The following is a 24,258-nucleotide window of genomic DNA, read 5'->3' as shown; positions in this document are numbered from 1 at the left end:
AAAGATATTAGTCCATAATGTCCCTTCTGTTTATCGATTATTTTTCCTTCTCTCTTGATGATAATGGATTGTCTATATGACATCTGAATCTTATTTTTCTCATAAACTCAGAGACGCGATTATTTGCCTGTTACTTGGCACATTTGTCATTGGAACAGGCGAATTTACCATAATGGGACTTTTGCCCCATTTTGCAAAATCTCTGCATATCAATATTGCAGAGGCAAGTAATGCCATTGGAGCTTATGCTCTGGGTGTCGTTATTGGCGCACCTCTCTTCGCTATCATTGCGAATGGAATGAATAAGAGAAAAGTTTTACTTCTCCTCATGGCAATTTTTGCCGTTGGAAATACAGCAACAGTGCTTTCACCTAACCTGATCCTTGTTGAAGTTTCACGTTTTATAACAGGGCTTCCTCATGGTGCTTTTTTTGGAACTGCCGCCTTAGCTGCAGCTTCGCTTGCGCCACCTGAAAGACGTGGACGGACAATTGGTCTAGTTCTTTCCGGCATCATGCTCTCAACTATCGTTGGTGCGCCATTATGTACCTACGCATCGGATCAAATTAGCTGGCGATTTATTTATGGAACGATTGCCTGCTTAAGTGTCCTCTGCTTTATTCTCATGTTCTTTCTCTTTCCTTCCATTGAAGACAAGGACAAAGCAGATCTTCGGAAGGGTATTACCGATATTTTTCACCCTCAAGTCATCCTAACTCTCCTCACAGGGTGCATCGGTTTTGGAGGGCTTTTTGGCGTTTATACTTTCTTAACAGATGGCTTATCACGGACAACACATCTCCTTCCCTGGCAAGTAACAGCCTGCCAAGCATTATGGGGATTTGGCATGCTTTGCGGAAACAACCTTGGCGGCGCTATCAGTGATAGAAATATCAATTATGCTGTTATTGGCGGTCTTGTCTTAAGCCTTCCTCTCCTGCTTGGATATTCGCTTGCTTTACCCCACATCTATTTTATCATTCCAATCTGTCTCCTGCTACCTATCACCATCAACATGCTTGTCCCTGCCCTTCAGGCAAGACTAATGGATTGTGCTGGTGAAGCCCAAGTTTTGGCAGCTTCTCTTAACCATGCAGCTTTTAACCTTGCAAATGCTATCGGTTCAATGTTTGGCGCTTTCCTCATTGCAAAGCATTTTGGCCTGGGATCGCCAGGATGGGGGGGCGCAGTTCTCTCCATTGGCGGACTCATTTTTTATGGCTTAGCCTTAGTTCTTCTAAAACAAGGCAAACAACACTCTGCTTCTTAAAAAAAGGCCGCTATAAGCGGCCTTTTTATTACAAACAGCACAAAGCAATCTTACGGAACGTTGAGTTTCGAAAGACGGCGCACAACACGGTATAAACGAAAGCTAAACATCACAGAAGTTGCCGCCAAGGCTGCCGCCAAACCAATCCATAGCCCCGTAACACCATAAACAGAGTGAAAAGCTAAATAGCTTCCAAAACCCAATCCAACGAGAATATAGCTCACAAGACCAATAAGAAGAGGCCCAACAGCATCACCGCATCCTCTTAAAGCACCACCAGTTACCGTCTGAATTCCATCTACAATCTGAAAAATCCCTGCCCACATCAATAACTTTGTTGTTAAGTTTAATGTTTCTGTATCGGGAACTTTTCCCATAAAAAAACACTTAGCAATCTCATCTCCAAAAAATATCAAACAAATCCCTGTTGAGAACGTCCAGATTAAAACAAGCGCTAAGGCTGAAAAAATAGATTTTTTAACTTGTTTAGGGAGGCCCGCACCATTCCAATAAGCCACTCGAATATTCACAGCCTGCCCGATTGAGAGACAAACCATAAAAAGCAATGAAGATGTATTTAAGGCAACTTGGTGGGCTGCTAGGCTTTGCGTCCCTAATTGTCCTGCTCTTAATGTCGTAATTTGAAAAAGCAAAATTTCACAAGCAGCAGCGCACATCATTGGAATACCTAAGCGGCTCACCTCAAGAAATGTTTTTATTCTTAATGCGCCTAAAATCATAACATGGCGCAAGGAAGGTAAAGAAATCGCACACAAAACCAGTAAAAGAGAAATAGCTATCGCTGTAATGGAAGATGCCCAAGCGGATCCTAACAAACCAAGAGCTGGAAATCCCCATTTTCCATAAATGAGTGCATAATTAAATAAGCCATTAACAAATGCCATCAGAGGCATAATCCAAAGAAGAATTTTCTCTGAACCAAGAGCTGGAAAGGCAACTCGACAAACACCAATAAACGCTAAATCTGGCAGCAGTGACCACAATAAAATATGAATATATTGTGAACCATCAGAAATCACCTCAAGAGGTTCATTCATCCATGCAAACAAATGTCCTGAAAGAACAAGAAGAACGAAGGCTGGAACGAAAATCAAAACAGCAAGTAAAAAACCTGCTGAAACAATCTCTCTTCCCTTATGTTCAGACTCTTTTCCATGGTCTTTCTCTCCTCTTGACTGTGCGAGAAGAACCCCCATACCGCCTAAAATACATTGACAAGTAACCATTGTGGACATGAAGAAATTATTTGACAAACCACCAGTCGCAACAGCAGAAACGCCTAATCCTCCGAGCAAAATTGTATCTGTTGTTGACATTGCCATCTCAGAAAGTTGAGAAAGTGCTAAAGGCAAACTAATCATGAGCAACGTCAACAAATGCGACCGCATACTAAAACGTATGGATTGTTTCTCTAAAGATGTACTTTCCGTGTCCATGCCTCAACCTTCTTGAAAAATCAGATGACTTCTCTTCCATGATGTAATATTTTTGCAAATCATATCTTCTAATCTATTTCTGCCCTTAACCAAAGCCAAAAACTCAATTGACTATGACTGAACAAAAAGACCTAGAGCTATACGATCGCTCGCATCAAAAACTCCGAACATTTTCTCCGATAGATCCTTCTCATATCCGGATCTATTTTTGTGGTCCTACCGTTTACGATCAAGTCCATTTAGGCAACTTACGGGCTATGTTTTGTGCCGATCTTCTGGTGCGTACCCTACGAGCATACTATCCAAAAGTTACTTTTGTACGAAATATTACAGATATTGATGATAAAATTATTATTAGGGCTGCTGAAAATAAAGAGGATATTTCAGCGCTGACGCAGCGCATGAGCGAGCTTTTCCACCAAAACACGAGTGCCCTTGCGATTTTACCACCTGATATTGAACCACGCGCAACAGAACATCTCCCTGAAATGATTTCGATTATCCAAACGCTCTTGAAAAAAGGACATGCTTACCAAGCAGATAATCAAATCTTTTTTAATGTACAAACCTTCTCCACCTATGGCGCTCTCTCCGGGCGTACGTTAGAAAATGAGCTCTCAGGCGCAAGAATTGAAGTAAGCTCCTCTAAAAAAAAACCTCAAGATTTTATCCTTTGGAAACCCTCTTTAGAAAATGAACCTGGATGGGACAGTCCATTTGGACGCGGTAGACCTGGCTGGCATATTGAATGCTCTGCTATGTCACAAAAATATCTAGGAGATAATTTTGATATTCATGGCGGAGGAAGTGATCTTCTTTTTCCCCATCATGAAAATGAGCGTGCGCAGTCACTTTGCTGCTTTGACAACTCAAAATTTGCTCAATATTGGGTACATTCTGGCATGCTCACCATCAATGGCGAAAAAATGTCAAAATCCTTGGGAAATTTTTTTACTGTCCAAGATGCGCTGGAGCGAGCTCCAGGTGAAGCCTTACGGCTTTTATTTTTAATGACTCACTACCGCTCACCGCTTGATTTTACATGGGAAAAATTATCAGAAGCAAAAAAAATGATGGATCGCTTCTATCGTGCCCTTTCGCTTTATGAAATGGACTATAACACGAATAATGACGATATTCCGCCTATGATAGAAAGCTTAAGGAATGATCTAAATACAGCTGATCTTATTCGAAATCTTCATCTTTTAACGGATCAAATCCAACAGCAAGATAAGAATTCACTCTCAGCTGCAAAACGACTTTATAAAACCGGCCATTTTGTTGGACTTTTCCAAACATCTCCACAAGACTGGTTTCAATCTGGAGATGACGAAGAAAAAAAACGAATTGAAAGTCTAATTCAAAAAAGACAAAATGCAAAAAAAGTACGTGATTTTCGTACAGCCGATAAAATTCGTGATGATTTATTTTCCCAAGGCATTATCTTAGAAGATAAAGCTCAAGGTACGATTTGGCGTAAAGCATGACTGGACGTGGTACTAAAGGGGCGAATCTTGCTCCCACTTCTGAAAATGATCCTGTCATTATCCTTGTCCGCCCACAACTGGCTGACAATATCGGAACAACGGCTCGTGCAATGGCAAATGGTGGACTTTTCCATCTCCGATTAGTTTCACCAAGGGATGGATGGCCACAATCAAAAGCTTGGAGCTCTTCCTCTGGCGCTTACCGTATTTTAGAAGAAGCAACTGTTTTTAAAACTGTCGAAGAAGCAACTACGGATCTGCACCGCGTTTTTGCCACTTGCCCACGCCCTCGAGAAGCAACAATTAACCTTATGGGACCACAAATTGCAGGAAAAGAGTTAAGAAGACTCGCCTCACAGAATCAAAAAACTGGTATTCTTTTCGGATGTGAACGTGCGGGGCTCGATAAGGATGAATTAACCTGCGCAGATACGCTGGTTCGCTATCCTCTTAACCCTGATTTTATGTCCCTCAATCTAGCGCAAGCCGTTCTTATCATGGCTTATGAATGGTGGAATGCAGGGCATAAGCCCTTAGAATCAAGCTTGCAAACACCACACTCCCCCCCTGCCGAAAAGGGAGAAATTGATAATTTTCTTAATCGTCTTGTCGATCGCCTCGACCACTCTCCCTTTCTCCGAAATAAAAATAAACGAGACGGTATGGTAAGAAATATCCGTCAATATTTTCAACGAGGATCAATTACGGAACAAGAACTCCGTACTCTGCACGGTATTATCAGTGCTCTAGGAGAAGAAAAAGAAAGGCGTAAGCAAGAGAATTAAACTCCGCTTACACCTTTCTAAACATCGTTTTATTCAACAACAGCTTTTAAAAAATTTACCTCGGAACCACCACCCTTGGCTAAGGACTTTAACTTCTCATTAAAGATTTTGCCATGCTCTTGCGAAATATGCGTTTTAAAAGCAGCCTCATCTTCATAAGTCTCGTGAATATGAAAAACTTGGGGGCTTTCAACAAGACGGTACGGTAGAAAACGAACGCACCCAGCTTCAGCACGAACCTTAACAGCCAACTCTTTTAAAAGCTTTGCTATTTCTTCTTCTTTTCCCGGCAAAGCCGTAATCACAGCATAAAGAGATTTCTGGGTCATAACATCCTCCTTATTATTTTTATGTCGCATTAAAAAACGACTCTTACGGCGCCAGCTTCAACGATTGGCCTTCGGATTCTGTGCCATAGGGCTGAGAGGCATGTGCTTTAGAAGCCGCTCCTTAATTTATACGCCTCTTCAAAAAAGAATTCCAAGCATTATCACCTTCTTTTAAATTAAATCTTTTCTTTAGGTAAAACTTGCTTAGTCAGTAACAGGAGTCACAAAAAACAGTTCAGATTTTCCACCTTTAACAAGCGGTTTAATTGCTTCATTAAATTTACGGCCATGTTCTGTCGCAATATGCGCCTGAAAAGCGGCCTCATCATAATAAGTTTCATCTATATGAAAAACATTTGGATCATCAGCCAGCCTGAAAACCATAAAACTAACACAGCCCCTTTCTGCACGAATCTCTTTAGCCAAATCGGATAAAAGTTTAGCAACCTCATCCGCATGGCCTGGAAGAGCTGTAATCTGGGCGTACAAAGATTTTGAAGTTGGAACAGTTGTTAGCTGCTCTTCTCTCTGCGCAACTGGTCCTGCTTCTGCTTCTACAAACAAAGCAGACGTTGACGTCGCCAGAAAAAGCGCAGAAAAAGCGAACCTTATTATTTTTTTCATAAACTAAACACTTCCTCGAGCAGACTTTAGACGAGCAAGAACTTTTTCCCGTCCAATTAAGGGCAGTAAAAGGCGCATCTCAGGGCCAGAATCCTCATCTGTTAAAGCTAAGCGTAAAGGATGAAAAAGAGCTTTTCCTTTTTGACCTGTTCTTTCTTTAAGCGCATTGGTCCAAGCTTTCCAAGTTTCTTCTGTCCATGGCGCCTCCGGCAGTAAAGCAATAGCGGCATCAAAGAAAGCCTCTTGCCCATCTTGTGCTTCAATCGCAAGTTCTCCTTGAACCACATTTACCCAATGCGGAATTTCTGTCCCGAGCTCAATATTACCACGAATGGCATTCCAAAAATTCTCTGAAGCGCCCTCTGGCAAGAGTTTCTTAGCTTCTGAATATGATTTTTCGTGCCAAGCTTTGCGATTAAGAGATAACAACTGTGTCATCTCGAAACGTGGAGAGGCTTTCGAAATAGCTGACAGGTCGAAGATCTTTATATTTTCTTCATTAGTTCTTAATACAGCATCTTGAGAACTACCTAATGTCGCTAAAAAAGAAACAATTACCTCAGGCAAAAAGCCATCTTTTCTCAGGCCTGCGAGACTTGCATCGGCACCTCGTCGTTTGGAAAATTTTTTACCTTCTCCATCAAGCAATAAAGGAAAGTGCGCAAACGTAAATCTATCGACTTTAGCCCCTAAAGCTTCGGCCAAATCAATCTGAATACCTGTATTCCCAACATGATCCTGCCCACGGATAATATGCGTTACACCTAGCTCAATATCATCCACAATAGATGCGAGTGAATAAAGGACTTCTCCATCCTCACGCACAACAACAGGGTCTGAAACAGTTCTCAAAGGCACATGGCACTTACCCATGACCAAATCATCCCATTTGCAAACCCTATCAGATAACTTAAAGCGCCAATAAGGTTTTTTCCCGTTTTCTTCTGCCTTTTTACGCTGCTCAGCTGTCAAAGAAAGCATTGCTCGATCATAAACAGGGGGGAGATTTGCCTTTAACTTTTGCTCACGTTTAAAACGTAACTCCTCCTCTCCCTCAAAGCATGGATAAAGACGCCCCGTCTCCTTAAGCTTTTCAATCGCAAGTTGATAACGATCTTTACGATCTGACTGGCGAGCCTCCTCATCCCAATCAATGCCGAGCCATTTTAAATCATGACGAATAGACTGCTCATATTCATCTTTATTGCGTTCTGCATCTGTGTCATCGACACGCAAAAGAAGCGTTGCATTGTGATGACGTGCAAACAAATAATTTGCCACAGCCAAACGCGCATTTCCAACATGTAACCGCCCTGTCGGAGAAGGAGCAAAACGTAATTTCATAATCCAACCATCAAATTATTATCATCATTTTCAAAAACTTCATGCTCATGATCGTCTTCATGCTCGCAAACATGTTCATGACCGCAATCACATCCATCAAAGTCCACTATATTGCTTTTATGGCGAGGATCTAATACACGCCAATTCCGCTCTTGATCCTGTGACTTAGCTTTTACAAACTGCTTAATATCCTCTTCGGAAGTCCAAACGAGCGCATCTCCCTTAAAGACCTCTGTATCTTCGCCAAACAGCTTCCAGCTTTCCAACACAGGCTTTCCAACAGCATCTGCAATACGGCAACGCTCCACGCTATCGCAAACATAAGCCCTTGCAAAAGCCAAGGCGTCTGTATCTGTTTTAAACCCACCAACAGCCTCAGGCTCATTTCCTGATCCTGACAAATCCTTTAAATAAACAACCAACTGAGATTTTTCAGTACCTTTTGCTCGAGCCGAAGCCATCACGAATCCCTTTATTTATTCTCACATTTTAAAACGGTGCTTTTACCAGCTTACCTTAATAAAAACTCTCTTCCAATTTTTACTTTTTTAACCCCATCATATTCAACGATATCAGCTGTCGCATAAGTCTCTGACCACGTTGATGGCAAAAAAGACCCTGTTCCAATAGCATCTAGCGGCGCTTTAGCATCTCGCATAACCATGCATTTTCGCGCATTAAACCCAGAAGACCCTAGAATTTTTACTTTTTGCAAGCCTACCTGATCTAAACTTTCTCTCATCTTCCAAATAGCTGCGGCAGAAACCCCTGTCCCAACGAGATACTGTAATTCTCTCTCAGAGCAGTAACGCCGAATAATCTGCGGTATATGTCGATCGATCACAGCATACGAAGATTGCGGATCTAAGCCCTCTAAAAAACGCCCGCCATGTGTGTCCAAACGTACCCAGAAACGTCCCTGTTCTACCATCTCAGGGAAATACTGAGCTACCTCTATTGCGTCCGTGATCTCTTTTCCAAAATAATCAACAAGACACACCAAATTCTCATCTGGATAAGTCTCATGAAACATTTTTGCAGCTTCTAAAGTAGAACCTGCGTATCCGATCAGGGCATGAGGCATCGTGCCCACGCCCTTTTCACACCCAAAAAAAGGTGCTGTAATATTATTTGCACTCCCGATGAAGCCTTTTGCACCGATTTGTTTAGCTGCCAGACTTCCAACGGAAGCCGCATAAGCCATAATCTCCTGCATTTCACTTCCAGCACAATGGCGAGCATCCATTGCCAAAAAAGGCGTGAGTAACAATTCACTTGCCAACTGAAAAGCGTTATAAGCAGCAACGCATGCTGCCCCTATTTTCTGCAAAAGCAACGTTTCTAACGGAGCTAAAAAATGCAGTGGTCCAACAAGATAAAATAGAGGATCTCCCCCGCCAACCCATTCGCCTTCAGGGACAAATGCCTCTATTTTATAAGAAAATCCTTGAACTTCGGAAACGTTTTTCAGCCATTCCAATGCTAAAGAACAAGCTGACAAACTTGGACGCCTTAAAAAAAACGCATAAGTAACTTGAACATCTCCATAATTCTGAACAATTTCAGAGGTTCGATTAAAATAACTATCTGTCCAAGCAGAAATTTCTTCTTTTGAAGTAACCTTACGCACGGAAGGCGAATTTTTGATGGCTCTCTCACGAATCAATAATTCTTTTTCAGATAATACGGAGATCAATTTATTCTTCGTCACAGTAAACCTTAGGACTTTAATTTGCTCAAACGTCAAAAATATCTTTGAACAGAATTTTATTTTACACTTCTTCTTTAAACATATTCTTTTTTTATACAGAAAAAGATGATTAAATATGTATTTTTTAAGAAGCTCAACTATATTCTCTCTATTCTATCGTCTCTTAACGAAAATATTCTATGTTTCTTTTTAACTTTTCCCGTCCTCGCGTTTTTTCTCTCATCGGGATTTCTTTAATTAGTGGCGCAAGTCTTACGCTTAATCCTTTAAATAAAGCGGCACATGCGCAAGCTGTGGAGTTTGGGAAACCCTTTACCGATACAGATTCAGAACCAGCTGATACACTCAAGAAAAATGATAAAGGCGAGCATATCCACGCTTATGGTCACCACCCACCACCAAGAGGATATATCGTAGCTCCAGTGCAGGAAGACTTTAAATACGGCCCTGATCCAGAACATCATGTACAACATGATACCTTAACAGGTACAAATTTAGACCGTTTTGGAACAGACTATCAGAACAGTAGCCCTATGGGACAAGGAACTCTTGGAGACTCCACTGGTAATGGGTGGGTTGCGCCTAGGACAAACGGCTGGGATAACGGCTAACTCTTAACTTCAGCTCTTTTTTCATATTTTTTTCGGGGAGATGGCCACTCGCTAATAAGCACCGCCAAAACGATAAGTGCGCCTCCAACAAACGCTGAAAACGGTAATCTATCTCCAGCCAAACGCCCAAAAAAGGCTCCCCATACTGGCTCTCCTGCATAAATAACAGCAGCTCGAGACGCCGAAATTGTTTTCTGAGCCCATGTCATTCCGAGTTGAATACCAACACTGGCTCCCCCTAGAAACAAAACAGGCCAAATCCATCCCAAAGAAACAGCTGGAAAAGCTTCTCCCATAGGCGGCATCGCTGCAATTCCCCACCCACCACAAACAAGAAGTTGTATAATGGCGAAATTGACAATAGAAACACCTTTGCTAAATTTACTGATAAGCACAATCTCAAAAGCAATTGCGACAGCCGATAAAAGCGTCAGAATATCCCCAATCCCTAAAGAAAACTTCGCCCCTGTGGGCATTGAAATAATAACAAGTCCAGCAAAAGCGAATAGAACACCTAATAAAGAGAAAATGCCAATAGGTTTTCTAAAAACGATCCACTGAAAAAGAGGGACTAGAGGAACATATAAAGCCGTCAAAAAAGCAGATTGACTAACAGTAATTGTTTCGAGACCGACAGTTTGCAAAGCCTGCCCCAGAAAAGCCATACTCCCTGTAATAAATCCCGCAACAAGGTCTTTTCTCGTTATTTGCAATACAGAACGAAAAAAAATGAAGGCAGTTAAAATACCGCCAAGTAAAAATCGGGCTGCAACAAAAAACATTGCTGGACAATGCTCTAACCCAACTTGCATAACACAATAAGAAGAGCCCCAAATCATTGTGATAAAGAGCAAGCTTATTTCTTGCAAAGATAAACCGCTTATTTTTGCCACAAAAACGCCCTACACTTAACGCCAAAAATTAATAGTTAAATTAATCCTGTTTTTTTTAACACAAAGCGTGGCTTAGATGTCAAAGTAACCAACTCCTCTGCCGTCGTAGGATGTAGTGCAAGCGTTGCGTCCAGTTCTGCCTTTGTCATTTTATTCGCTACACATACTGCCATCATTTGAATAATCTCAGCAGCATCTTTTCCAATCATGCTCGCTCCTAAAACACAGTCTGTTTTTACACTCACAATAATTTTAATGAAGATTTTCTCTCTTTCTTTCAGCTGTCCTTTTTCCAGAGAAGCAAACAGTGGTGTAAACTGACTCGTGAAAATATGAAGATCTTCCTGCTCCGCAGCCTCTTCTTCAGAAAGTCCAACGCAAGAAATATTTGCTGAGAAAAAAACCGCTTTTGGAACAATACTAAAGTTCCAATGACGTTGTTTTTTAGCTGTATCCGGAAAGAGTTTTTCTGCTAAAGACTGCCCTTGGGCCAAAGCAAACGGCGTCAGATTAACTTTATCTAAAACATCCCCAATTGCATAAACGCCTTCTTGAGTCGTTGTATATTCCTCTTCGCCTTCTCTAAGATGATAACCATCTATGGAACGCTGAATCTCTGTTTTTTCTAAGCCTAAATGATCTAAATTTGGACGTCTGCCAGTCGCAAAAAGAACTGCATCTGTTTCAATTTCCAAATTCCCATCACAAATCAAACGAAAGCCTTCTTCTGTCTTTTGAAGAATTTTTGGGGAATGACCTGCATGAACGTTAATATCAAAAAGAGGGATACGTTTTGCAACTTCTTGACGAATTTCCTCATCAAAACCACGAAGAGGCAAATCTTGCCGATAAATCAAATCTACCTTTGAACCATACCCTGCAATAATCCCTGCAAATTCGAGACCAATATAGCCTCCTCCCACAACAGCTAAGCGCTTAGGCAGGCACTCCAAAGCAAACATATCATCTGAAATCAATCCAAGCTCTGCACCTTCAATTTTAGGACGCATCGCTTCGCCGCCGACCGCAATCACAATTATGGGCGCTGTCAAAGACATTTTTTCTGCATTGGGGGATAAAGGAGAGGGAGAAACGTCAATAATTTTCTTATCCACAAAAGAAGCATGACCTTCAATCAAAGTAACGCCTGCTTTTTCTAGATTGGTCGCATAAATTTTTTCTAACCGAGAAATTTCAGCGTTTCTTAAGGCTTGGAAATGCCCAAAATCCAACCCTTCACTCTTAAAATTCCAACCGTAGACTTTAGCAGATTCAAGAAAATGAGGAAAAGCGGCCCCATAAACCATGAGCTTCTTAGGGACACACCCTATGTTAACACAAGTGCCTCCCCAATGTCTTTCTTCAAGGATTGCAACCTTTGCTCCCCGTTGGGCGGCAATCCTTGCAAAGCGAACGCCACCAGACCCTCCACCGATCACAATACAATCAAAATTTTTCATGGTTCCCCCATCCTTAAAGGAAATTAGCGTTCGGCAAACGCCTTTTCGACGACATAAGCCCCCTGGTGGTTATTATTGCCCTCGTCGAATCCTCTTTCAATTAAGAGATTTTCTGTATCAGCTAACATTTCAGGAGATCCGCAAATCATGGCTCTATCATGTTTAGGATCAAGAGGATCTAGTTCTAAATCTTTCCATAAACGACCATTTTTAATTAAAGTCGTAATACGTTCTTGATTGTGAAATTCTTCACGGGTAACCGAAGGGTAATAACGAAGTTTTTGCGCAACTTCTTCTCCCAGAAATTCATGCTTAGGCAATGTTTCTTCAATAAAATGACGATAAGCTAATTCATCTTTTTCACGTACCGTATGCGTTAAAATAATATTTTCATAACGTGCATAAGCTTCAGGATCTTTAATCAAGCTCATAAAAGGTGCTAGTCCCGTCCCAGTTGAGAAAAAATAAAGATTACGTCCTGGACGCAAATTATCCAATAAAAGAGTCCCGACTGGCTTACGACCAATCAAAACAGTATCTCCTTCCTTCACGTGACGCAGCCGAGATGTTAAAGGGCCCTCCGGAACTGCAATCGACAGGAACTCCATAAAATCTTCATAATTCGCTGATACAATGGAATACGCACGTAGCAAAGGCTTCCCTTCAACCTCCAAGCCAATCATCGTAAATTGACCATTTTTAAAACGAAGTCCTGGATCACGGGTTGTAATGAAACTAAAAAGACGCTTCGTCCAATGATGAACTTTTAAAACTTTAGCTGGATAAAGATGGGCATACTCTTTAGAAGGTTCTGCCAGATGCCATTGATTTTCAATCGCATTCCCTTCATTTGAAAGTGAAACCAACCCCGTTAGTGCCTTCTCTTCAGAAGGTGTCGGCGCGGCATGTTCTGGAAAAGGTGTAAAATTCATCGAAAACTCCAGCAGATTTATTTAAAATAATTATCTCAAAATACGAAGAACTTACGAGAAAGAAAGAAAATCTTCTACCCTCACATCTTCTATTTCCTCTAATAATCCTTAATTCTCATTGCGTCTCTATAAAGAATAGATCACTATAGCTTATGAATACAAAAAATCCTCTTTCTAATGAAAACGAGAACATCTTCGATGTTTCTGCAAATACATCCCTAGATTTTGCACAATCTGTCTTAGAAAAAGCAAAAACATACGGAGAAACAACTTTCAGCGAAAAGGATTCTTTGTCTTTTATTGAGTCTTCAGAGAAAAATCTTCTCATTGAGATTCTAAAACATAGAGCTGAAGAAAATGTACCTGATGATCAACAATGCGCCTCTATGGTTCAAGAGACACTCCTTCATCTCCGACAGAAAAAATGGGCAGAAAAACTCTTCCATGAATGTCAATCAAATGGACATCTTTGGATCAGTTTTCAAAATACAACCAAGGCGGCAAAATCCATTTCCCGTTTAAATATTTCTGATGCTGAACTTCGCCATACATTATTTGATATGATGGCAAAAAATTGGAAGAAAATGGGTCTCTCTCCCCTTCAAATTTTGCAAGACACAACAGAAGAATTACAAGAAAAGGGTATTTTTCTCTCTCCGATCCAAATTGAAATGCTTGCACTTTCTATCGGGGAAGCGCTCGGAGAAAAAAATACAAATTTTGCAAAATCTCTAGCAAAACAAGAAGAAAAACGACTTAAAAACCAACAGCAAATTAAAGAACGTGCTGAAATAAACCGTCTGCGTGAATTAGAAAAAATTCAAAAATGGGAAGAAAGTCTTGTTCCATTCGAAGACTTGCCTAAAATCCTTCATTGTAGCAGACGTGAAGCTCTCCGTTGGATTGCTGAAAAACGCCTTGTTCCGACAAAAAGAGAAGAAAAAAATGGCATCGAGATTTATCTTTTTGATCCAAAACTTCTTTCTCGTCTCAAAAAATCTGTCTTTGAATGGCGGCGTGACGAATCTCCACAATATAAAAAGCCTCATGAGCTTCCAATTGTTCCCCGCGGAAGCCGTGAAGGCAATGCTGCAATTGCCAAAGTCGCTGCTTTAGACAAGTTCGCTGCACACTTCAAAACAGCTCGTGCAATGAAGCGGCATATTACAATTATTACCGGGCCAACAAATTCTGGAAAATCATACGCAGCCCTAAAAGCACTAACAAAGGCAGAAAGTGGTATGGCTTTAGCGCCTTTACGCCTGCTTGCGCATGAGTTTTATGATTCCCTCCTTTCCCAAGGCATAAAAACTTCCCTGACAACAGGAGAAGAACGACTCATCGATTCAAACGCCCGTCATTTAGCCGCAACCGTAGAAATGTGCCCCCTTCATCACCCTGTCGATGTTGCCGTCATTGATGAAGCGCAAATGCTCACAGATCCTGATAGAGGCGCAGCTTGGACGGCAGCGATCATGGGTACACCTGCAAGAGAAATTTTCGTTCTTGGCGCTCCAGACTGTATTCCTATGGTAAAGCGTATTGCTGAACTTTGCGGAGATGAAGTCTCCGAAATGCACCTAAAACGTAAAAGTCCTCTAGAAACAGGTCCTGTGCTCTCTTTAGACAAGCTTCGTAAAGGAGATGCCCTTATTGCATTTTCGCGCAGAGAAGTTCTAGATCTCCGTGCGGAACTTATGTCTCTTGGACGTAAGGTTGCAGTTATTTATGGGGCTCTGAGTCCTGAGGTTCGTTGCGCAGAAGCTGCGCGCTTCAACGCAGGGAAAGCCGACATTCTAATTGCAACAGATGCAATTGGCATGGGACTCAATCTCTCCATCCGCCGTGTTATTTTTAGTGCGCTCCAAAAATTTGATGGACGTGATGTTCGTCCTCTCAATAATCAAGAAATCAAGCAAATCGGCGGAAGAGCCGGACGTTTTGGAAGGCATGAAAAAGGACTGGTGTGCGTTTTAGAGGGCGCTGGAAGCCCTTCAAGGATACATGCAGCTCTTCTTGCGCCACCAGATCCTATCAAAGACACCCGCCCACAAGTTCAGCCAGATTCTGATATCATTCACATGGTTGCAAGAGAAGTTGGCACAGACAGCCTCTATGGGACATTAAGTCGACTTCAACGTGCGGTCTTACAGCCTAATGATCCAAATTACAGGTTGGCGAATATGGATCAGGCGCTGGAAATTGCGGCTGCGCTTGAAGGCGTTGAAAATCTTGACTTGAATACACGTTGGACTTACGCCATGTGTCCTATTCAAATTCAAGATAAAGGGATTACTCGCCTTGTCGAATGGGCCTCATACCATTCTCGCCGTGAACAAATCACACCACCTGGAACTGGTCGCCTGCCTAATCCACTTCAAACATCACGAGAAGAACTTGAACAAGCAGAAAAACGCCATAGAAGACTGGTCAGCTGGCGCTGGTTAGCCATGCGTTTTCCTGAAATCTACGCCGACCTTCCACAAGCAGAAAAAAATGCAAAAATGCTTAATGATTGGATTGAACAGGTCTTACGCACCCAAAGCCAAATGCGAGGTAAAAATAAGCATCACTCGCATAAACAGGCCTCTCACAAAAAACATCATACAAAACGCAAAAACGAGCATAGCCAGAAATCAGCCTCATCCCGTTCAAAGCAAAAAAACAGCTTAAAAAAACACCCGAAAAGATGAAGACTTTTTTGCAATGAAAAAGAAATGTATATTCTGAACTATAATGAAGTAATCGTCTTCTTTTTGATTTTTTGAGGTTTTTATGTCTTTTTCTCTTCTGCGCTTTAAGAAAGCCACTTTCTTGACTTCCAGTGCTTTAATCGCTTCTTTTGCTCTTTTTTCACTGCCAGCTCAGAGCTTTGCTGCCGATGCAAGCCTTGCAGATGTTCCTCATGCCTCAGACATTCAACCCGAAATTGCAAAAAAAATACCGACAGATGATGCTCTAAAGAGTGCCTTAGAAAGTGCTATATCTCAAGTTAAAGAGGGACAAAAATCCCTAAAGACATCTGCAAATGCCCATAAAAAAGGCCAAGCAAGCGCAGATGAAATTTCAACGCATAAAGAAGCCCTAAGTGACAACCTCTCCGCACTTGATGAACAAATCAAGCAAATCCAAGCCGCTCCGAAATCAAAAATACATGATAAATGGCTTGTATCTGCAAACGCTGTAAGAAATGCGGCGCAAAAAATGCTCGATAATGCGCAATAAAACCAAGGATAATACTCAATGACTTTTAACTTACGCTTTCTTAAAACTGGCGCACTCTTTTCTTCAATCGCAAGTTTATCCTTACTTTCAGGGTGCTATACACCTGTTGAAGATCTCAAACCAACAACATTTGGACAGGATCAATTGAACCGTTCTTCTGAGGGACGTTTAGTGACTATTCTTTCACTAATGGCTTCCCGTGCCCGTGTCACGAACACAAACAAAGATGCTGATGGCTTAATTGGAATTTTTGAATCTCCCCAACTCCACCCACAGTCTCTCGTCATTTCTTATCAAGATCCTAACAATCCTCAAATTCAAAGTGCGATTGAAATTGCGAAACCTTGCGAATTTAAAACAGGTACAGCTTATGCTGTGCTGATTGATGGGCAAACAAAAATTCAACCCAATAACTTTGACGAATGCCTCAGAATTGCGAACGAGAAAAAACATAAAGGCGGTAAAGCAGCAACAAGACTAGCGGAACAAGATGCTGCCGTACCACCTGCATCCCCTCCGCCGGCAGCATCTTCTGCTCAATATGCACCCCAACAGGCCGGATCAGCAGCTCCTGCCTCTTCGAACTGGCAAAATAATGTGACATCATCTCCTGTCCAACAAGCGATGCGCTTACAAAGCCAGCAAAATTGGCCAAAACCACAAACTTATGCCAACGACTAAGACAGCAGGATAACCCAATCATGAAAATCTTTTCTAAATTTTGCTTAGGAAGCGTTACAATCGCCCTTTCATTTTCTCTCTTATCCTCGACAGCTTATGCTCGACATAAAGTCGGCCATCATGTACGTCATCTTGCCAATGAGACACAACAGATACAAGGACAAGGCTCTCTGGACGGCATGATGGAACTACAACGTCAGAATGATGCCATTCGCAATTCTATCACGCCACCAGCATGGGAAGCTGATTTAGAGCGTAAAAATATGGCACTTGAAAGTGATCGTCTTGCCCTTAACCAGCAAAAAGCTGTTTTAGATAAACAAAAAGCAGATATTGCCTTTGAGAATCAGCAAACGCAAAACAGCAAAACAACGACAGATTCTGTTGCTGGCTCCTTTAATAAAGGCAGAAGCCGAATGGATATTTACTCTACAAATGGTGGTTCCGTTCTTCCTATTCTTCCTCAGAGTTCCGCAAACTAATACATCCGTTATATTTATAAAAAGGGGCTTTTTTGCCCCTTTTTTTTCGCCATCTCTTCTTTATTAAGAAATAATCTCCAAGCCACCCATATAAGGCAGAAGCGCTTTCGGCACACGAATATGCCCCTCTTCTGTCTGATAATTTTCCATAACAGCAACAAGGGTACGCCCGACAGCAAGGCCTGATCCATTCAATGTATGGACGAACTTTAAGCCTTCTTGAGAGCGGTAACGCGCATTCATTCGTCTCGCCTGAAACTCTTTTGTATTGGAACAAGAAGAAATTTCACGCCACGCTTTCGCTCCTGGGAGCCAAACCTCTAAATCCCATGTCTTAGTAGATCCAAAGCCTGTATCCCCTGCACACAACAACATACGACGATATGGCAATTCCAATAGCTCCAAAACAGTTTCAGAAGCTCTGGTCAAACGCTCATGCTCAGCATCGCTCTCTTCAGGTTTTGTAACAGCGACAAGTTCACATTTTACAAATTGGTGCTGACGAATCATCCCACGAACATCTCGCCCAGCAGCTCCAGCCTCAGAGCGGAAGCAAGCTGTTAAAGCCGTCATTCGCAAAGGGAGTTTTTCTTCTGGAATAATTTCTTCTGCCTGCATCGCTGTTAAAGAGACTTCACCTGTTGGAATTAACCATCTTCCATCGGTTGTTTGAAAAGATTCCTCCGCAAATTTTGGTAACTTATCTGTGCCATACATCGCCTCCTCATTAACGAGAATAGGCACGCTTGTTTCTTCAAAGCCAAATTTTTGGGTGTGCAAATCCAACATAAATTGTCCCAATGCACGTTCTAAACGCGCTAAACCACCACGAAGGATTGTAAATCGGGCACCTGAAATTTTTGTTGCCGTTGGAAAATCCATCTGCCCCAATTTTTCTCCTAGATCAAAATGCTGCCTAGGCTCAAAAGAAAAATCTGGTTTTTTCCCCCATTCGTGGACAATTTGGTTTTCTTCTTCCCCTTTTCCTTCTGGCACTTCTTCTGAGAGCAAATTAGGAATAGTTTCTAAAATAGCTTGCAGTTTAGAAGCTTCTTCTTTGGCTTTTTCCTCCGAGAGTTCTAATGATTTTTTAAGCTGAAGAACTTCAGCTTCTAAATGATCACTGGGCTGTTTCTGACGCTTGCACAACCCAATTTCTTTGGAAATACTCTTCCTCTTGGACTGGAATTCCTGCGTTTCAGCCGTCAATTTTCGCCATTCTGAATCAATTTCTAAAATTTCTTCAGATATCGGTGCAATGCCACGCCGAGAAAGCTGACGATCAAATTCCTCCGGATTTTCACGAATGAAACGAATATCATGCATATTATAAACCTATCTCTATCTTAATTTAATCTCAATTTTCTGTATCTGTTTGAACTTCTTCGTCTTCGTGCTTTTTCTTTCTCAGCATAATTTTAGAAGCAATAATTGAAACTTCATATAAACCAAGCAAAGGAATGGCCAACCCTATCATTGTAATCGCATCTGGAGGGGCTAAGACTGCCGCCAGTGCAAATGCGGCAACATAGGCATAACGCCGCCAAGAAATCAATTGCTGTACTGTGACAAGACCTGCCCTTACCATCAGAGTCAAACCAACAGGCAACTCAAAACAACAGCCAAAAGCAAAAATCAGTTTCATAACCAATGAAAGATATTCAGAGATTTTGGCCTCGAGCTTAATGCCAACCCCTGTATCTGCGCCTTGTTGAAAAGAGAGGAAAAAGCGCCATGCATAAGGGATAATCCCATAATATGCCAAAGCCCCACCCAAAATAAAAAGGATAGGCGTTACAATTAAAAAAGGGAAAAACGCCCTTTTTTCACTTTTATACAAACCTGGCGCAATAAACATCCACATCTGAATGGCTAAAAAAGGAAATGAAAGAAACAGCGCACCGAACATCGCAACACGAATATAGGTGAAAAACCCTTCTGTTAAATCCGTTGAAATCAGATGCGGATCAGCCACCCCCTGCTCCCTCATGACCTGCATAAGAGGCTCAGCCAAAAACTTATAAATCTCAGCAGAAAAATGGTAGCAAAGGCCAAACGAAATTAAAAATACGGCCAAGGACCAAATAATACGGCGACGCAATTCCCTCAAATGTTCCATCAAGGGCATCGTTCCGGTAGGGTCTTTCTCCACTTTTTGTTTTTTTCCTAATGACATAGATTTTAAAATTTACCCATCGCTATTTACTCTCTTGCACCTATTTCGGCGGCGACAACAGCACGCCTTCCATCATGTAAAGCGACCATAGGTGGAATAACAGATGGCCTAAGCCATTCCTTTTGTTCCTCAGCCAAACGCAACGCAATACGTGGGGGCAGTAAGGAAGGTACTTTCTCTAACAAAACGATATTTTCTGGCTCTTCCCACATTTCACGACGTCGCTCTGGAACTTTTTCCTCTACCAAAGCGAGGTCTTTTTGATTCGTTGGCACTTTTTCTTCAAAACGATCATTCTGATAGTCTGGAGAAAAACTACTCCTAATCTGATGATCTGAGTCAACTGTGTCTGTGATACGCTTTTCAATGTCCAATTTTGGCAATTCTAAATGCTTATCTAAGTCTTTAGAAAGCTCATGAACATCCACTTCCCGAGCCAATTCTGCGACATGCATTTTAAATTCTGCTGCCATTTTTTGCGCCATATTAAAGGCTTGAGAAATCGCCTTAATCACTTTTGGAATATCTTGTGGACCAACAAGCACCAAAGTCACTATCGCAATAACTAACATTTCAGCCCAGCTAAGACCGAACATATCTATCTTCCTATCAACAAAAAATTTAACAGATAACCACTAAGGCTCTAGCCGACAGGATTACAAGGAATATTAAAAGATTTTATAGAAGCACAAAAAGCCTTTGCTTCATCTGATGATGAAAAACCTCCCGTTCTAAGACGGTATAAAGAGCCGTGCTTTGTTTGCACCTCTATGACAACAGGATTGTGAGACTGAAAATCTTCTGCATCCTTATTTAAGAAATCTTGCCATTTTGAAAGGGCTTCATCCTCTGTTTTATAAGCTGCAATTTGAATTTCATAATGTCCTGCATTTACCTGCTGAGAGAGAACTTTAGAAGAATCAGCGATAGACTGTTTTTTATGGGATTTATTTTCAGAAGAGAGGCTGGACATTCTTGCATCTAAATCAAAGCTGCTATCCCCTGCTGTTTCTTCAGGTACAATGGCTTCAGGTTTGACATCCTCTTTAGCTTTTTCTTTCACACCCCCATCAGAGAGTGACGATTTTGAATGGGATTTTGCTTTTTCTCGTGCAGAAAGCTTCTCTTCTTTTTTTGCCTTCGCTTCTTCCGCTACCTTTTCTTCTCTTTCTTTCTGAAGTTGTGCCTGTTTTTCCTCTTCGAGACGATGACGCTCAAAGGCCTCGTGCTGTTCTTCCAAAAGATGACGATCTGGCGTCTCTGGTGGCGGTGCTAAACGTACATTTTTCTCCTGATCTTCTTCCTCCATACTGCCAAAATCATCAATCTGTAACCCACCAGGATCTTCTGGCCGTTCACGCTCCGGTCCAGAAGGAGGCGCAATAACCGGAATCAAATCTTTATGAGACGTATTTACAAAGCGCCAAACCGTAAAACCCAGTACAATTAAAGCCAGAAGAATAAACCCAACACCAAGAAGACGCCAAAGCCCTCCTGAATTTGAAAAACCCATTTTTCCCAGAAAACCTGAACGCCCTTCCGTGCCGCTCAAAGGCGCACGAGGATAGGCATCATAATCTGTCTCATAACCATGAGGCGGATAATCTTCCTGATCAAAATTATGGTCATTCATCAGCGCATTTCCTCACGGGCATCCACCCCTATTACAGACAAAGCTGCTTTAATCGTTTCTGCAATTGTTTTCACCAAGGCTAAACGAGCAAAAGTTGCTCCTTTATCTTCTTGAATAAAACGTAATTCCAGCTGATCGTTACCTTTATTCCAAAGAGCATGAAAATCACTTGCTAACTGCATGCAGTAAGTTGCAATGCGATGTGGCTCACGATGTTGGGCGGAAGCCTCAACCACCTTTGGAAATTCTGCCACTCTACGAATGATCCCAAGCTCTTCCTGTGAAGTCAAAGAAGATAAATCAACATCTGCCAAAGAAACCGTTTCTGCTTCTTTAAACTTCTCCTGCGCCATTCTTAAAACAGAACAGCATCTTGCATGCGCATATTGCACATAAAAAACAGGATTGTCTCTGCTTTGTGCAACTGCCAAATCAAGATCAAAATCCATCTGCGCATCTGCTTTTCGGGTAAGGATGGTAAAGCGCACAGCGTCCTTATCCACCTCACCCAACAAGTCCCTAACCGTCACAAATGTGCCCGCACGTTTCGACATTTTAAAAGGTTCACCATCTTTTAAAATACGCACAATCTGGCAAAGCAATACTTCAAACGCAACAGGCTTGTCTGTAAAAGCTTTCACTCCAGATTTTAAACGGGAAACATAGCCTCCATGATCTGCGCCCCAAACGTCAATCATCATATCTGCACGAGAGGCCTTATCTGCATGGTAGCCTAAGTCATTTGCAAAATAAGTATTTGTACCATCGCTTTTCTTGAGCGCCCTATCAACATCATCTCCGAAATCTGTTGAACGGAAAAGCCTTTGTGGACGCTCTTCCCAATCATCTGGAAGTTTCCCTTTTGGTGGCGGAAGCGTTCCTTCATAAACAAGGCCTTTAGCTTCGAGAGAAGCAATTGTTTTATCAACTTTTCCTTCTTCAAAAATGGCAGCTTCACTCGTGAAAATTTCGTGATGAATGCCCAGCGCTTCTAGATCATTTTTAATATCGTCCATCATCATGGCAACCGCTTTTTTGCGGATCATGGCAATGGTTTCCTTTGATGGGGTCAAGAGACCGTCTTTAATCAGACTCTCTCCGAATTCTTCTTTCAAGGCCTCGCCAACAGGTTTGAGATATTCTCCCTGATATTGCAGACCACCAGGAGCATGCTGTGTAAATTCTTCAGCAGGAACAGCCTTGCCAATGGCCTCAAGATAGCGCCAATAAGAGGCCCAAGCCAAAGCCTTTACCTGATTTCCAGCATCATTAATGTAATATTCCCGTGTGACATCATAACCTGCACGCTCGAAAACGCCTGCCAAAGCATCTCCAACAACAGAGCCACGACAATGCCCAACATGCAAAGGACCTGTTGGATTTGCAGAAACATACTCGATATTTACTTTTTTGCCAGCACCTAACGTGGATCTTCCCCATTGTTCAGAACCCAAAGAAAGCACGGCTGGAATCACTTGGCGTAGAATATCTGGATCAAGGGTAAAATTGATAAAGCCCGGCCCTGCGACCTCAATTTTCGTGAAAGCCTTATGGTCTCGCAGCGCTTCAACAATTTTAGACGCCAAAACTTTAGGGGCTGTTTTTAGAGGCCGTGCGGCAATCATTGCCGCATTTGTTGACAAATCTCCATGCGCAGCATCTCTGGAAAGGGTTAATTCAACACGGGAAAGAATTTCCTCTGGCAACGCTAACTTTTCAGCCAAAACATCGCAAATGACTTTCTTTGCAGCCCCCAATAAGTCGCCATTTTTCGTAATGTCCAAAGCTGGAGTTGTCTTTACCTCTTGAATCATTCCGTTTTCCTATTTTACCCAATCTGTTTTAGCTAGATTTTTATTTTATAAAGTAATTCTTTTTTAGCGGAAACTTTCGTCCTATTCTATATAACTTAGACATAATATCATTTTTACGGCGTATATTTCTCATGACACATGATTTTTTAATTTCTTCTGGTGCAAAAAAACGCATTTCTGAAATCCTATCCGATGAAAAAACGGTTGAAGGACAGAAATCAGGGGTGCGTATTCTCGTTGATGCAGGTGGATGCAACGGCTATCAATATAAATTTTCGATTGATAAAGCCAATCCCGAAGAAGATATTATTTTTGAAGAAGACGGGGCTATTGTCCTCATTGATAAACTAAGTCTCGACCTTATCAAAGGAAGCGAACTTCAGTACGAAGATGAACTCATGGGAGCACATTTTAAAATTAAAAATCCAAATGCGGCTTCCTGCTGCGGTTGTGGCAATAGCTTTTCCCTCCCTGAAGATGAGGATGACTAACCCCTTCTCCATAATCGGCTTTTAAATCTCTCAAACGTATCAACGGCAGAACATGTCCTCTTTTTCACTCGCTTCTTGGAATATCAATTCAATCCGTGCCCGCTCGCATCTTGTGCTGGATTGGCTCAAAAGACATCCTGAATGTTTGGCTGTGGGATTACAGGAAATCAAATGCGAAAATGAGCAATTTCCAGATTGTTTTGAAAAAGAGGGCTTTTACACTGCTATCTTAGGGCAAAAAGCCTATAACGGCGTTGTGATTATCAGCCGTTCTCCTCTTAAAAATCTTAAAAAAGGTCTAGACGGACAAGATGAATCTGGCGCACGCTACCTCGAAGGGGAACTTGAAACGCCTTTAGGAGAGATCACTCTCGGAAACCTTTACTTGCCAAATGGCAATAGTAATGGGGACATAGGCCTTCAGCAAAAATTTGATTTTTTTGAGGCTCTTAGATTAAGAGGCAAAGAACTCATTAAAAAAGAAAAACAATTCATTTTTTTAGGGGATTTTAATGTCTGCCCCTCAGAAAAAGATTACGCAAAAGGTACTTTATCCCAAACAGATGCCCTGCTTCACCCAAAATCTTTGGCAGGCTTTAGAAGCCTTGAATGGCTTGGCCTTACAGATGCTCTCAGAGCCTTACATCCGAATGACATTGAATATAGTTTTTTTGATTACCAAGGGGGCGCTTTCCAAAAAGGTAACGGTTTGAGAATTGATCACGCCCTGCTGACACCAAAACTAGCAGAGGATTTAGAAAAAGCTTGGATTGATATTGAGGAGCGTAGCAAAGAAAAACCTTCTGACCACGCTCCCCTTGTTATTGAATTTCCTTCAGTTATGAAATGATCA

Annotated in this window: 23 protein-coding genes and 1 pseudogene; 10 read left to right on the top strand and 14 right to left on the bottom strand. The window is 41.8% G+C overall.

The features are described from left to right. The first annotated feature begins 76 nt into the window (after positions 1 to 76). Positions 77 to 1,270: an MFS transporter gene (locus tag FAI40_09405; GenBank protein QCE35524.1), complete on the top strand. Its 1,194-nt coding sequence runs from the start codon at positions 77 to 79 to the stop codon at positions 1,268 to 1,270. 50 nt (positions 1,271 to 1,320) lie between these two features. Here the strand turns inward: FAI40_09405 and FAI40_09400 are convergent, their stop codons facing one another. Continuing rightward, positions 1,321 to 2,727: an MATE family efflux transporter gene (locus tag FAI40_09400; GenBank protein ID QCE35523.1), complete on the bottom strand. Its 1,407-nt coding sequence runs from the start codon at positions 2,725 to 2,727 to the stop codon at positions 1,321 to 1,323. A 113-nt stretch (positions 2,728 to 2,840) separates the two neighbouring features. Between FAI40_09400 and FAI40_09395 the strand changes: the two genes are divergently transcribed. Both FAI40_09395 and FAI40_09390 read left to right on the top strand, forming a co-directional pair. Further along, positions 2,841 to 4,214 carry a cysteine--tRNA ligase gene (locus FAI40_09395; protein ID QCE35522.1) on the top strand — a complete coding sequence of 458 codons (1,374 nt, stop codon included), beginning with the start codon at positions 2,841 to 2,843 and terminating at the stop codon, positions 4,212 to 4,214. Then, positions 4,211 to 4,999 (top strand): RNA methyltransferase, encoded by a 789-nt coding sequence (locus FAI40_09390; protein QCE35521.1) that lies wholly within the window; start codon positions 4,211 to 4,213, stop codon positions 4,997 to 4,999. Before FAI40_09395 ends, FAI40_09390 begins: the two co-directional genes overlap by 4 nt. Positions 5,000 to 5,028: 29 nt before the next feature. On the opposite strand, the gene FAI40_09385 is transcribed toward FAI40_09390, so the two are convergent. From FAI40_09385 to FAI40_09365, 5 genes and pseudogenes are all read right to left on the bottom strand, one after another. Beyond that, entirely contained in the window at positions 5,029 to 5,328 is a 300-nt protein-coding gene (locus FAI40_09385) for an antibiotic biosynthesis monooxygenase (GenBank protein ID QCE35520.1), read from the bottom strand. Positions 5,329 to 5,532: 204 nt separating this feature from the next. After that, positions 5,533 to 5,952, bottom strand: a complete 420-nt coding sequence (locus tag FAI40_09380) for an antibiotic biosynthesis monooxygenase (GenBank protein QCE35519.1) — start codon at positions 5,950 to 5,952, stop codon at positions 5,533 to 5,535. Positions 5,953 to 5,955: 3 nt separating this feature from the next. Continuing rightward, positions 5,956 to 7,296, bottom strand: coding sequence for a glutamate--tRNA ligase (locus tag FAI40_09375; protein ID QCE35518.1), 1,341 nt, complete (start codon positions 7,294 to 7,296; stop codon positions 5,956 to 5,958). A gap of 122 nt (positions 7,297 to 7,418) precedes the next feature. Then, positions 7,419 to 7,757 (bottom strand): annotated as a pseudogene (locus FAI40_09370) (hypothetical protein). A gap of 50 nt (positions 7,758 to 7,807) precedes the next feature. After that, the gene (locus tag FAI40_09365) at positions 7,808 to 8,959 is read right to left on the bottom strand and encodes a nicotinate phosphoribosyltransferase (protein ID QCE35811.1); all 1,152 of its coding nucleotides are present in this window, start codon (positions 8,957 to 8,959) and stop codon (positions 7,808 to 7,810) included. Between the two features lie 227 nt (positions 8,960 to 9,186). Between FAI40_09365 and FAI40_09360 the strand changes: the two genes are divergently transcribed. Next, positions 9,187 to 9,618, top strand: a complete 432-nt coding sequence (locus tag FAI40_09360) for a hypothetical protein (GenBank protein QCE35517.1) — start codon at positions 9,187 to 9,189, stop codon at positions 9,616 to 9,618. Here the strand turns inward: FAI40_09360 and FAI40_09355 are convergent. The 3 genes from FAI40_09355 to FAI40_09345 form a co-directional block, all read right to left on the bottom strand. Then, on the bottom strand, positions 9,615 to 10,457 hold the full coding sequence (locus FAI40_09355; protein ID QCE35810.1) for a DMT family transporter: 843 nt from the start codon (positions 10,455 to 10,457) through the stop codon (positions 9,615 to 9,617). The genes FAI40_09360 and FAI40_09355 overlap by 4 nt on opposite strands. Positions 10,458 to 10,546: 89 nt before the next feature. Next, the gene (locus tag FAI40_09350; protein ID QCE35516.1) at positions 10,547 to 11,971 is read right to left on the bottom strand and encodes a glutathione-disulfide reductase; all 1,425 of its coding nucleotides are present in this window, start codon (positions 11,969 to 11,971) and stop codon (positions 10,547 to 10,549) included. 23 nt (positions 11,972 to 11,994) lie between these two features. Further along, entirely contained in the window at positions 11,995 to 12,903 is a 909-nt protein-coding gene (locus FAI40_09345) for a ferredoxin--NADP reductase (protein QCE35515.1), read from the bottom strand. Positions 12,904 to 13,289: 386 nt separating this feature from the next. Between FAI40_09345 and FAI40_09340 the strand changes: the two genes are divergently transcribed. The 4 genes from FAI40_09340 to FAI40_09325 all read left to right on the top strand — a co-directional run bounded on the left by FAI40_09340 (position 13,290) and on the right by FAI40_09325 (position 17,291). Next, a complete protein-coding gene (locus tag FAI40_09340) occupies positions 13,290 to 15,596 on the top strand; it encodes an RNA helicase (protein QCE35809.1) in 2,307 nt (768 codons plus the stop codon). A gap of 82 nt (positions 15,597 to 15,678) precedes the next feature. Beyond that, positions 15,679 to 16,128, top strand: coding sequence for a hypothetical protein (locus tag FAI40_09335; GenBank protein ID QCE35514.1), 450 nt, complete (start codon positions 15,679 to 15,681; stop codon positions 16,126 to 16,128). Positions 16,129 to 16,146: 18 nt separating this feature from the next. After that, positions 16,147 to 16,809 (top strand): hypothetical protein, encoded by a 663-nt coding sequence (locus FAI40_09330; GenBank protein QCE35513.1) that lies wholly within the window; start codon positions 16,147 to 16,149, stop codon positions 16,807 to 16,809. 20 nt (positions 16,810 to 16,829) lie between these two features. Beyond that, positions 16,830 to 17,291 carry a hypothetical protein gene (locus FAI40_09325; protein ID QCE35512.1) on the top strand — a complete coding sequence of 154 codons (462 nt, stop codon included), beginning with the start codon at positions 16,830 to 16,832 and terminating at the stop codon, positions 17,289 to 17,291. Positions 17,292 to 17,354: 63 nt separating this feature from the next. Here the strand turns inward: FAI40_09325 and serS are convergent, their stop codons facing one another. From serS to FAI40_09300, 5 genes are all read right to left on the bottom strand, one after another. Further along, positions 17,355 to 18,617 carry a serine--tRNA ligase gene (gene serS / locus FAI40_09320; GenBank protein ID QCE35511.1) on the bottom strand — a complete coding sequence of 421 codons (1,263 nt, stop codon included), beginning with the start codon at positions 18,615 to 18,617 and terminating at the stop codon, positions 17,355 to 17,357. A gap of 31 nt (positions 18,618 to 18,648) precedes the next feature. Then, entirely contained in the window at positions 18,649 to 19,419 is a 771-nt protein-coding gene (tatC, locus tag FAI40_09315) for a twin-arginine translocase subunit TatC (protein ID QCE35808.1), read from the bottom strand. Positions 19,420 to 19,493: 74 nt separating this feature from the next. Further along, positions 19,494 to 20,063 (bottom strand): hypothetical protein, encoded by a 570-nt coding sequence (locus FAI40_09310; protein QCE35510.1) that lies wholly within the window; start codon positions 20,061 to 20,063, stop codon positions 19,494 to 19,496. A 47-nt stretch (positions 20,064 to 20,110) separates the two neighbouring features. Then, positions 20,111 to 21,100 carry an SPOR domain-containing protein gene (locus FAI40_09305; GenBank protein QCE35509.1) on the bottom strand — a complete coding sequence of 330 codons (990 nt, stop codon included), beginning with the start codon at positions 21,098 to 21,100 and terminating at the stop codon, positions 20,111 to 20,113. After that, positions 21,100 to 22,914 carry an arginine--tRNA ligase gene (locus FAI40_09300; GenBank protein QCE35508.1) on the bottom strand — a complete coding sequence of 605 codons (1,815 nt, stop codon included), beginning with the start codon at positions 22,912 to 22,914 and terminating at the stop codon, positions 21,100 to 21,102. The genes FAI40_09305 and FAI40_09300 overlap by 1 nt, the downstream gene beginning before the upstream one ends. Before the next feature lie 131 nt (positions 22,915 to 23,045). Between FAI40_09300 and FAI40_09295 the strand changes: the two genes are divergently transcribed. Next, positions 23,046 to 23,405, top strand: a complete 360-nt coding sequence (locus FAI40_09295; GenBank protein QCE35507.1) for an iron-sulfur cluster assembly accessory protein — start codon at positions 23,046 to 23,048, stop codon at positions 23,403 to 23,405. Between the two features lie 52 nt (positions 23,406 to 23,457). Continuing rightward, a complete protein-coding gene (gene xth, locus FAI40_09290) occupies positions 23,458 to 24,255 on the top strand; it encodes an exodeoxyribonuclease III (protein ID QCE35506.1) in 798 nt (265 codons plus the stop codon). Positions 24,256 to 24,258: the final 3 nt, after the last annotated feature.

The organism is Acetobacteraceae bacterium (genome assembly GCA_004843345.1).
Taxonomy (GTDB): domain Bacteria; phylum Pseudomonadota; class Alphaproteobacteria; order Acetobacterales; family Acetobacteraceae.
Note: the sequence above shows the minus strand (reverse complement) of the source record. Positions and strands in the feature narration are given on the sequence as shown.